Origin of the sequence: Parvibaculum sp., assembly GCF_049671045.1 — a bacterium.
Taxonomy (GTDB): Bacteria; Pseudomonadota; Alphaproteobacteria; order Parvibaculales; family Parvibaculaceae; genus Parvibaculum.
This window is the reverse complement of sequence record NZ_JBATUH010000006.1, coordinates 1-9,426: the sequence shown is the minus strand read 5'-3', so window position 1 is coordinate 9,426 and position 9,426 is coordinate 1. Positions and strand designations below refer to the sequence as shown.

The window sequence follows — 9,426 nt, the reverse complement described above, 5'->3', positions numbered from 1 at the left end:
GGCCCGAGGGCGCCAAGGCCGAAGCCGCGCTCGACGCGGTTCGCGCGGCGGTCGGAGAGCTTGCGGGCGCGGCCTGATCCCTTTCGCGGCATCGGGCGGCGTTTCTCCACTCACGCATGAAGGGGCGAGGCGGCGACGGGCGGAGGGACGATGAGCGGGCGCGCAGGCGGCGATTTCGACTATGAGGCCAATGGGCAGGGCTATGCCCTTCAGCGCCGCCCCGATCCGCGCATCGCGGCCTTCGTTCACGAGGCGCTGGGGGCTGCGCGCAGCGTGCTCAATGTCGGCGCGGGCGCTGGCTCCTACGAGCCTTTGGATCGCCTTGTGCTCGCCGTCGAGCCTTCTGCCGCGATGCGCGCGCAGCGCCCGCCCCATCTCGCGCCTGCCATTCGGGCGGTGGCCGAGGATCTCCCCTGCGACGACCTCTCGGTCGATGCGGCCATGGCGCTCGTCACCGTGCATCAATGGGCAGATCTCGCCAGGGGCCTGAGCGAGATGCGCCGCGTCGCGCGGGGGCCGGTCGTCGTGCTCACATTCGATGGCGATGCGCTCGACCGCTTCTGGCTTGCGGATTACGTGCCGGAACTCGTCGCCGTCGAGCGGCGGCGTTACCCGCCGATCGAGCGCATCGGCGCGCTCATCGGCAGGCGGAGCGTGGTGAGGTCCGTTCCCATTCCCGTCGATTGCAGAGATGGTTTCACGGAAGCTTTCTATGCGCGTCCGGAGGGGCTGCTCGACCCGGCGGTGCGGCAGGCGCAATCCTCCTGGAGCTTTGCGGAGCCGGGTGCCGAGATGCGCTTCGTCGCCCGGCTCGCGGAGGATTTGCAATCAGGCGCATGGGACGCACGCCATGGCGCCTTGCGGCGAACACCCTTTTTCGACGGTTCGCTGCGGCTCGTGATCGGCTATCCGGAATGACCGGACGCCTGCGAAAGCAGGTTTATGCCTGCTTCGCCAGCGTCTTGTTGAGATTCTCGGCGAGCTTGTCGAGGAAGCCCTCGGTCGTCAGCCACTTCTGCTCCGAGCCGACGAGAAGGGCGAGATCCTTCGTCATATAGCCGCTCTCGACCGTCGAGACGCAGACCTTCTCGAGCGTGTGGGCGAAGTTCGCCAGCGCGTCATTGCCATCGAGCTTGGCGCGATGCGAGAGGCCGCGCGTCCAGGCGAAGATCGACGCGATAGAGTTCGTCGAGGTCTGCTCGCCACGCTGATGCGCGCGATAGTGACGCGTCACCGTGCCATGCGCGGCTTCCGCTTCCATGATGTCGCCATCCGGCGTGAGCAGCACGCTGGTCATGAGGCCGAGCGAGCCGAAGCCCTGCGCGACCGAGTCGGACTGGACGTCGCCATCATAGTTCTTGCACGCCCAGACATAGCCGCCCGACCACTTCAGCGAGGAGGCAACCATGTCGTCGATGAGGCGGTGCTCATAGACGAGCTTCTTCTTCTCGAAATCAGCCTTGAACTCGCTTTCATAAACTTCCTGGAAGATGTCCTTGAAGCGGCCGTCATAGGCCTTGAGGATTGTGTTCTTCGTCGAAAGATAGACGGGATAGTCGCGGTCGAGGCCGAACTTCATGCAGGCGCGCGCGAAGTCGCGGATCGAGTCGTCGAGGTTGTACATGGAGAGCGCGACGCCCGCGCCGGAGAAGTGGAACACTTCTTCCTCGATCTTGTCCTTGCCGTCATCCGACACCCAGGTGAGGGTGAGGCGGCCATTGCGGGGTACACGGAAATCCGTGGCGCGATACTGGTCGCCATAGGCGTGGCGCGCGATCACGATCGGCTCCGTCCAGCCGGGCACGAGGCGCGGAATGTTGCGGCAGATGATCGGTTCACGGAAGACCGCGCCGTTGAGAATGTTGCGGATCGTGCCGTTGGGCGACTTCCACATTTTCTTGAGATTGAACTCCTTCACGCGCGCTTCGTCGGGCGTGATGGTCGCGCATTTGACGCCGACGCCATAATGCTTGATCGCTTCGGCGGCCTCGATCGTCACCTTGTCGTCCGTGGCGTCACGATGCTCGATGCCGAGATCGAAATATTTGATGTCGAGATCGAGGAAGGGGAAGATCAGCTTGTCCTTGATCATCTTCCAGATGATGCGGGTCATTTCGTCGCCATCGAGATCGACTATGGGATTTTTGACCTTGATCTTCGACATGCGGCACAACCCTTCGGAAAAACGTGAGCACATGGGACGCTAGGTTCCCGGACGGGAACCGCAAACGCGTGGGATATGAACCCTATAACATTGCCTGCCAATTGATTAAAGCCACGCAATCGCCTATTCAGCGACACATTGTTTCAAGCGAAGGCCCGTTGACGAATGGCCGGAACCGATCAGACGAAATTGGACAGCTCCCGGAGCGGCCAGGCGCCGGCAGTGATTCTCGTGCAGCCGCAGCTTGGCGAGAATATCGGCACGGCATCGCGGGCGATGCTCAACTTCGGGCTCTCCGATCTACGTCTGGTGGCGCCGAGGGATGGCTGGCCGAACGAGCGCGCCCGCGCCGCGGCGTCAGGGGCGGATATCGTCATCGACAATGCCCGGCTTTTCGCCCGGAGCGAAGAAGCGGTGGCCGATCTCGATTTTGTCGTAGCGACAACGGCGCGTGTCCGCGACATGGTGAAACCGGTTCTGACGCCAGCGGCGGCGGCGGCGAGGCTGCGCGAGGTGATCGCGGGCGGCGGCCGGGCGGGTGTGCTCTTCGGGCCGGAGCGCACGGGCCTCACCAATGACGATGTGGTGCTGGCGGATGCCGTTCTGATGGTGCCGGTCAATCCCGCCTTCGCCTCGCTCAATCTCGCCCAGGCGGTGCTCCTGATCGGCTATGAATGGTTCAAGGCGGCGGACCAGACGCCAGACCGGCAGATCGACTATCTCCAGACCCGTCCGGCGACCAAGGAGGAGCTTCTGGGCTTCTTCGAGCATCTGGAGACGGAACTCGACCGCTTCGGCTTCCTCAAGCCGCCGGAGAAGCGCCCCTCCATGGTCCGCAATCTCCGGAACATGTTCCAGCGGGCGGAAATGACCGAGCAGGAGGTCAGGACCATGCGGGGCGTCGTCGCCGCGCTGACGCGCCGGGTTCCGAAGGGCCAGGGACCGGTGGCTGAGGGACCGGTGGCTGAGGGGCCGGAGGGAGAAGAGCCGGGCGACGTTTGACAGCCCGGCCCCGGCGGGCTAAAACCCGCCCCGAAACGGCCCTGACGGGCCTTTTCACATTCACGCACCCGTGGGAGCGGATACGCTTGTGCCGCTTCCCTGTCGGCCAATGGACCCTGAAGGTCCTGCGGCAGAGGAGGGGCGTTTCCCTTTATTTTGACAGGAACCGCTATGACAAAGCGCCAGGAAACCAAGTACAAAATTGACCGCCGCCTTGGCGAGAACATCTGGGGCCGCCCGAAGAGCCCGGTCAATCGCCGCGAATATGGCCCCGGCCAGCACGGACAGCGCCGCAAGGGCAAGCTCTCCGACTTCGGCGTGCAGCTTCGCGCCAAGCAGAAGCTCAAGGGCTATTACGGCAATATTTCCGAGAAGCAGTTTCACGGCATCTACAAGGCCGCGACGCGCATCAAGGGCGACACGGGCGCCAATCTGATCGGCCTGCTCGAGCGCCGTCTCGACGCGGTGGTCTATCGCGCGAAGTTCGTGACGACCGTTTTCGCGGCGCGCCAGTTCGTCAATCACGGCCATGTCCTGGTCAACGGCAAGCGCGTCACCATCCCGAGCTATCGCCTGCGTGAGGGCGATGTGGTCGAGGTGCGCGAGAAGTCGAAGCAGCTCGCCCTCGTGCTCGAGGCGACGCAGAGCGCCGAGCGCGACACGCCGGACTATGTCGAAGTCGACCACAACAAGATGACCGCGAAGCTCATTCGCATTCCGGTGCTGGCCGATGTCCCCTATCCGGTGCAGATGGAGCCGCACCTCGTCGTCGAATTCTATTCGCGTTCCTAGTCCGGACCGAAGATCGGAAATGCAAAAGGCCGCTCGAGAGAGCGGCCTTTTTGTTTGGTCAGTGTCGCCCGCGCGGAACGTGGCCCTGCGTGGCCCCGTGGCGGCGATGGCAGGCGGCTGAAATCAGGCCACCGCCTCGATACCCTTCGCGGCGAGGAAATCGCGCAGCTCGCCCTGCTCGAACATCTCCCGGACGATGTCGCAGCCGCCGACGAATTCGCCCTTCACATAGAGCTGCGGGATCGTCGGCCAGTCGGAGAACTGCTTCACGCCTTCGCGGATCTCCGGGTCCTCGAGCACGTTGACGCCCTTGAAGGGCACGTTCAGATAGGTGAGCACCTGCACGACGGCGTTGGAAAAGCCGCATTGCGGAAAGACCGGGGTTCCCTTCATGAAGAGAACCACGTCATTGCTGTCGATTTCCTGACGGATGCGGTCGAAGACTGGATTATCGCTCATCTGATGTCCTTCCGCGCGCTTGGCGCTCTTGATCTGGAAATGGTCCCGTTCAATCTTCCGGCGCGGAGGTCTGGAGCGCGAGCGCATGAAGCTCGCTGCCCATGCCGCCCTTCAATGCGTTGTAGACCATCTGGTGCTGCTGCACGCGCGTCTTTCCCTTGAAGGCCGCCGAGATGACATTGGCCGCATAGTGATCGCCGTCACCCGCGAGATCGCGGATGTCGATCTTGGCATCCGGCAAAGCCTCCCTGATGAGGCGTTCGATCTCGCTCGCAGTCATCGCCATGTCGTCAGTTTCTCCTTTGTCCGAGGGTTCCCGTTCAGAGGGCTTCGGCGGGCGCCGCAGCCATATAGGCGGGGAGCCAGCCCTCATGCGCTGATTTCAGCCGCTGCAATGATATGGGATTGCAACCATCGAGTGTCAATTCGGCACCGCCCGTCCGCCCGATCCGTGCGGCGGGCACGCCCGCAACCGCCGCCCTTGCGAGCATCGCGTCGGCGTCAGCCTCGGGGAGGGTGACGACATAGCGGGCCTGATCCTCGCCGAAGGCCCAGGCATGCAGGGGCAGGTCGGCGGTCGGTTCGATGCGCGCGCCGATGCCGGAGGCGATCGCCATTTCCGCGACAGTGGCGGCGATGCCGCCGTCGGAGACGTCATGCACGGCGGAGAGCGCGCCGGAGCGGATTTCGCCGCGCACGAAGTCGCCGTTGCGGCGCTCGGCGGCAAGGTCCACAGCGGGCGGCGCGCCCTCGCGCAGGGCGAGAATGTCGCGCGCATAGATGCTCTGGCCGAGATGGCCCTTCGTTTCGCCGATGACGACGATCGCTTCGCCCGCCGCCTTGAAGGCGATGGTCATGCGCTTCGAGATGTCGGGCAGAAGGCCGACGCCGCCGATCGCCGGCGTGGGCTGGATGCCCTTGCCGTTCGTCTCGTTGTAGAGCGAGACATTGCCCGAGACGACGGGGAAGTCGAGCTCGCGGCAGGCATCGCCGATGCCCTGGATGCAGCCGACGAGTTGGCCCATGATTTCGGGCTTTTCGGGATTGCCGAAGTTGAGATTGTCGGTGATGGCGAGTGGCTCGGCGCCGACGGCGGTGAGATTGCGCCAGCATTCCGCCACCGCCTGGCGTCCGCCCTCGCGCGGATCGGCGGCGCAATAGCGCGGCGTCACGTCGAGCGTGAAGGCGAGCGCCTTGCCGCCGTGATCGACGCGAATGACGGCCGCGTCGCCGCCCGGCCCGACGGCCGTGTTGCCCTGAATGAGATGGTCGTATTGCTCCCAGACCCAGCGGCGCGAGCACATGTCCGGCAGGCCGACGATCTTCACCAGCACCTCGGAAAGATCGTTGGGCGCGGGCACATCGGCGATGGCGAGTTGAGCCGGCTTCGGTGTCTCGACCCAAGGGCGGTCATATTCCGGCGCCTGATCGCCAAGCTCCTTGATGGGGAGGTCGGCCATGACCTCGCCATGCTGCTTGATGCGGAAGCGCAGATCGTCCGTCGTCTTGCCGATGACGGCGAAGTCGAGGCCCCATTTGCGGAAGATCGCTTCGGCCTCTTCTTCCTTTTCGGGGTGGAGCACCATGAGCATGCGCTCCTGGCTCTCCGAGAGCATCATTTCATAGGCCGTCATGCCGGCTTCGCGGCAGGGCACACGGTCGAGATCGAGCTCGACGCCGAGATCGCCCTTCGCTCCCATTTCGACGGCGGAGCAGGTGAGGCCCGCCGCGCCCATGTCCTGAATGGCGACGACGGCGCCCGATGCCATCAGTTCGAGACAGGCTTCGAGCAGGAGCTTCTCGGAGAAGGGGTCGCCGATCTGCACGGTCGGGCGCTTCTCCTCGGAGTCCTCGTCGAATTCGGCCGACGCCATGGTCGCGCCATGAATGCCGTCGCGGCCGGTCTTGGAGCCGAGATAGACGATAGGAAGGCCGACGCCCTCGGCCTTGGAATAGAAGATCTTGTCGGCGTCCGCGAGGCCCGCAGCGAAGGCGTTGACGAGGCAGTTCCCGTTGTAGCTTTCGTCGAAATTCACTTCGCCGCCGATGGTCGGCACGCCGAAGGAATTGCCATAGCCGCCGACGCCGGCGACGACGCCGGACAGGATGTGGCGCGTGCGCGGATGATCCGGCTCGCCGAAGCGCAGCGCATTGAGCGCCGCGACGGGGCGCGCGCCCATGGTGAAGACGTCACGAAGAATGCCGCCAACGCCCGTCGCCGCGCCCTGGTAGGGCTCGATATAGGAGGGATGGTTGTGGCTCTCCATCTTGAAGACGATGGCCTGACCGTCGCCGATATCGACGACGCCGGCATTCTCGCCGGGGCCGCAAATGACGCGCGGGCCGGTCGTCGGCAGAGTGCGGAGCCACTTCTTCGATGATTTGTAGGAGCAGTGCTCGTTCCACATCGCCGAGAAGATGCCGAGTTCGGTCAGCGTGGGCTCGCGGCCGATGAGGTCGAGAATGCGCTGATATTCGTCCGGCTTGAGGCCATGTTCGGCGACCAGCTCGGGAGTGATTTTCACGTCGTTGGGGATCACGCAACCGCCTCCAGCACGCTCTCGAAAAGGGCACGGCCTTCCGTGCCGCCATTGAGCGGCTCGATTTCGTTTTCGGGATGCGGCATCAGTCCCATGACATTGCCGCGCTCATTGATGATGCCCGCTATGTCGTTGAGCGAGCCGTTGGGGTTCGTGCCTTCCGCATAGCGGAAGACGACGCGGCCTTCGCCCTCGATACGCGCCAGCGTTTCGGCATCGGCGAAGTAGTTGCCGTCGCCATGCGCGACGGGGCAACGCCAGATTTCGCCCTGCCTGTATTTGCGCGTGAAGGCCGTGTCGGCATTCGCCACTTCGAGCTTCACATGGCGGCAGACGAATTTGAGATGGCTGTTGCGGATGAGAACGCCGGGGAGCAGGCCGGCCTCGCACAGGATCTGGAAGCCGTTGCAGACGCCGAGAATGTGGACGCCCCGGTCGGCCTTCCTGCGGACATCGTCCATGATCGCGGCGCGCGCGGCGATCGCTCCGGTGCGCAGATAGTCGCCATAGGAGAAGCCGCCGGGCAGCACGACGAGATCGACGTCGGGAAGCTCTTTCTCGGCATGCCAAACGGCAACGGGCTTCTTGCCGGTGATCTGTTCGAGCGCGTAGAGCATGTCGCGCTCGCGGTTCGATCCCGGAAAGACGATGACGGCGGATTTCATGCTTATTTCTCGTCGATCTCGATCGCGTAATTTTCGATCACGGTGTTGGCGAGGAGCTTCTTGCTCATATCCTCAAGGGCGGCGCGGGCGCGGGCGGGATCTTTTTCATCGAGTTCGACCTCGAAGAGCTTGCCCTGGCGCACGCTGGCGACGCCGGAGAAACCGAGCGAACCCAACGCGCCTTCGATGGCCTTGCCCTGCGGGTCGAGCACGCCGTTCTTCAACATGACCTTGATGCGGGCCTTCATGTGCAATCCTGTATCTCTGCTTCCCGTTTCATTGCCGGGTCCGTTCCGGCAATTCGGGGCCGTTTGGTCACAAGTCTTAAATCCTGGGTGCCCGGATCAGGTCCGGGCATGAGGCCGTGCCGCCGCCAGCGTCACTTGACCAGCATCGGTCCGCGCCGCTTCGGTTCGTTCTCGAAGAGGATGCCGAGACGGCGCGCCACTTCCTGATAGGCCTCGATGAGGCCGCCCATGTCGCGGCGGAAACGATCCTTGTCGAGCTTGTCGTTGGTGCGGATGTCCCAGAGGCGGCAGCTGTCCGGGCTGATTTCGTCGGCCAGCACCACGCGCACCATGTCGCCTTCATAGAGGCGGCCGAATTCGACCTTGAAGTCGACGAGGCGGATGCCGATGCCGAGGAAGAGGCCGGTGAGGAAATCGTTGACGCGCAGCGCGAGCGCCATCATGTCGTCGATCTCCTGGGGCGTCGCCCAGCCGAAGGCGGTGATGTGTTCTTCGGAGATCATCGGATCGCCGAGCTCGTCATTCTTGTAATAGAACTCGATGATGGAGCGGGGAAGGGCCGTGCCCTCCTCGATGCCGAGCCGCTTGGAGATCGAACCGGCGGCGACATTGCGCACCACCACTTCGCAGGGAATGATCTCGACCTCGCGGATCAGTTGCTCGCGCATGTTGATGGATCGGATGAAGTGCGTGGGCACGCCGATCTCGTTGAGGCGCGTGAAGATGAATTCGGAGATGCGATTGTTGAGGACGCCCTTGCCCTCGATGGTCGCATGCTTCTGATTGTTGAACGCGGTGGCGTCGTCCTTGAAGTGCTGGACAAGCGTTCCCGGCTCGGGGCCTTCATACAGAACCTTGGCCTTGCCTTCATAAACGCGTCTGCGCCGGCTCATGTCATGATTCCAATCGGTTGGCGCCCGATCATGGGGGCGCGTGCAGGCGTAACGGTCCCGCGGTGAAAGGGGACGAGGGAGGGCATGGGAATCGCCCCTCCGGTTCGGGCGCAAGTTACTCCATGCCTCGTAGCTATACAATCAATGTACGCGAAAGCGGCCGAGGTCCTTAATTCTTTGTCAGATCAGTAGCTTAGATAATTAGCCGCAGGCCCGGGCTCAAGTGGCGTGCGCTGTTGATTTGCCGGGCTCGCGCGGTTATGCCTATGCCTCGTTTTCGCACCGGCCGGCCTCCCCGTGCCGGCAGTGCTTTGGAGCCATGAGGTCCATGTCCACATTCGACAAGCGCGGAGAAGATTTCGAGAAGATCTTCGCCCATGATGCCGAACTGCAATTCAAGGCCACTGCGCGCCGGAACAGGCTGCTCGGCCTTTGGGCGGCGGGGCTTCTCGGGCTGACGGGCGATGCGGCCGCCGAATATGCCCAGGAGATCGTGAAGGTCGATCTTCAGGAAGTGGGCGACGAGGACGTGTTCCGCAAGCTGCGCGCCGACTTCGATGCGAAGGGCGTCGCGCAGTCGGATCACCAGATCCGCAGGGCGATGGACGAATATCTCGCCGAGGCGGTTCGTCAGGTGAAGGCCGAAGGCTGATCCCGATCAGC

The 9,426-nt window shown here is 63.6% G+C and carries 11 protein-coding genes; 4 read left to right on the top strand and 7 right to left on the bottom strand.

Annotated features, from left to right (window positions below):
* The first annotated feature begins 150 nt into the window (after positions 1-150).
* On the top strand, positions 151-918 hold the full coding sequence (locus WBG82_RS00450) for a class I SAM-dependent methyltransferase (protein ID WP_424420060.1): 768 nt from the start codon (positions 151-153) through the stop codon (positions 916-918).
* Positions 919-940: 22 nt separating this feature from the next.
* Here WBG82_RS00450 and WBG82_RS00445 read toward each other — a convergent pair whose 3' ends face one another.
* Entirely contained in the window at positions 941-2,164 is a 1,224-nt protein-coding gene (locus tag WBG82_RS00445; RefSeq protein ID WP_424420058.1) for an NADP-dependent isocitrate dehydrogenase, read from the bottom strand.
* 165 nt (positions 2,165-2,329) lie between these two features.
* On the opposite strand from WBG82_RS00445, the gene WBG82_RS00440 reads away from it, so the two are divergent.
* Both WBG82_RS00440 and rpsD read left to right on the top strand, forming a co-directional pair.
* Positions 2,330-3,166, top strand: a complete 837-nt coding sequence (locus WBG82_RS00440; RefSeq protein WP_424420056.1) for an RNA methyltransferase — start codon at positions 2,330-2,332, stop codon at positions 3,164-3,166.
* Between the two features lie 171 nt (positions 3,167-3,337).
* Positions 3,338-3,958: a 30S ribosomal protein S4 gene (gene rpsD, locus WBG82_RS00435; protein WP_324301485.1), complete on the top strand. Its 621-nt coding sequence runs from the start codon at positions 3,338-3,340 to the stop codon at positions 3,956-3,958.
* Positions 3,959-4,081: 123 nt separating this feature from the next.
* On the opposite strand, the gene grxD is transcribed toward rpsD, so the two are convergent.
* The 6 genes from grxD to purC all read right to left on the bottom strand — a co-directional run bounded on the left by grxD (position 4,082) and on the right by purC (position 8,763).
* A complete protein-coding gene (grxD, locus tag WBG82_RS00430) occupies positions 4,082-4,417 on the bottom strand; it encodes a Grx4 family monothiol glutaredoxin (protein ID WP_424420054.1) in 336 nt (111 codons plus the stop codon).
* Between the two features lie 49 nt (positions 4,418-4,466).
* Complete coding sequence (locus WBG82_RS00425) at positions 4,467-4,703, bottom strand: BolA family transcriptional regulator (RefSeq protein ID WP_324301481.1); 237 nt, start codon at positions 4,701-4,703, stop codon at positions 4,467-4,469.
* A 34-nt stretch (positions 4,704-4,737) separates the two neighbouring features.
* Entirely contained in the window at positions 4,738-6,957 is a 2,220-nt protein-coding gene (gene purL, locus WBG82_RS00420) for a phosphoribosylformylglycinamidine synthase subunit PurL (RefSeq protein WP_424420052.1), read from the bottom strand.
* Positions 6,954-7,622 (bottom strand): phosphoribosylformylglycinamidine synthase subunit PurQ, encoded by a 669-nt coding sequence (gene purQ, locus WBG82_RS00415; protein ID WP_424420050.1) that lies wholly within the window; start codon positions 7,620-7,622, stop codon positions 6,954-6,956. The genes purL and purQ overlap by 4 nt, the downstream gene beginning before the upstream one ends.
* Before the next feature lie 2 nt (positions 7,623-7,624).
* Positions 7,625-7,870: a phosphoribosylformylglycinamidine synthase subunit PurS gene (purS, locus tag WBG82_RS00410; RefSeq protein ID WP_424420048.1), complete on the bottom strand. Its 246-nt coding sequence runs from the start codon at positions 7,868-7,870 to the stop codon at positions 7,625-7,627.
* 131 nt (positions 7,871-8,001) lie between these two features.
* Positions 8,002-8,763, bottom strand: coding sequence for a phosphoribosylaminoimidazolesuccinocarboxamide synthase (purC, locus tag WBG82_RS00405; protein ID WP_424420046.1), 762 nt, complete (start codon positions 8,761-8,763; stop codon positions 8,002-8,004).
* Positions 8,764-9,091: 328 nt separating this feature from the next.
* Here purC and WBG82_RS00400 point away from each other — a divergent pair, with 328 nt between their 5' ends.
* The gene (locus WBG82_RS00400) at positions 9,092-9,415 is read left to right on the top strand and encodes a DUF1476 domain-containing protein (protein WP_424420044.1); all 324 of its coding nucleotides are present in this window, start codon (positions 9,092-9,094) and stop codon (positions 9,413-9,415) included.
* Positions 9,416-9,426 lie beyond the last annotated feature (11 nt).

Bases quoted from the DNA above. Each gene is read 5' to 3' on its own strand.
- WBG82_RS00425 (WP_324301481.1), bottom strand. From the start codon at position 4,703: ATGGCGATGACTGCGAGCGAGATCGAACGCCTCATCAGGGAGGCTTTG.
- rpsD (WP_324301485.1), top strand. From the start codon at position 3,338: ATGACAAAGCGCCAGGAAACCAAGTACAAAATTGACCGCCGCCTTGGC.
- WBG82_RS00440 (WP_424420056.1), top strand. From the start codon at position 2,330: ATGGCCGGAACCGATCAGACGAAATTGGACAGCTCCCGGAGCGGCCAG.
- purC (WP_424420046.1), bottom strand. From the start codon at position 8,763: ATGAGCCGGCGCAGACGCGTTTATGAAGGCAAGGCCAAGGTTCTGTAT.
- grxD (WP_424420054.1), bottom strand. From the start codon at position 4,417: ATGAGCGATAATCCAGTCTTCGACCGCATCCGTCAGGAAATCGACAGC.
- WBG82_RS00450 (WP_424420060.1), top strand. From the start codon at position 151: ATGAGCGGGCGCGCAGGCGGCGATTTCGACTATGAGGCCAATGGGCAG.
- purS (WP_424420048.1), bottom strand. From the start codon at position 7,870: ATGAAGGCCCGCATCAAGGTCATGTTGAAGAACGGCGTGCTCGACCCG.
- WBG82_RS00400 (WP_424420044.1), top strand. From the start codon at position 9,092: ATGTCCACATTCGACAAGCGCGGAGAAGATTTCGAGAAGATCTTCGCC.
- WBG82_RS00445 (WP_424420058.1), bottom strand. From the start codon at position 2,164: ATGTCGAAGATCAAGGTCAAAAATCCCATAGTCGATCTCGATGGCGAC.
- purQ (WP_424420050.1), bottom strand. From the start codon at position 7,622: ATGAAATCCGCCGTCATCGTCTTTCCGGGATCGAACCGCGAGCGCGAC.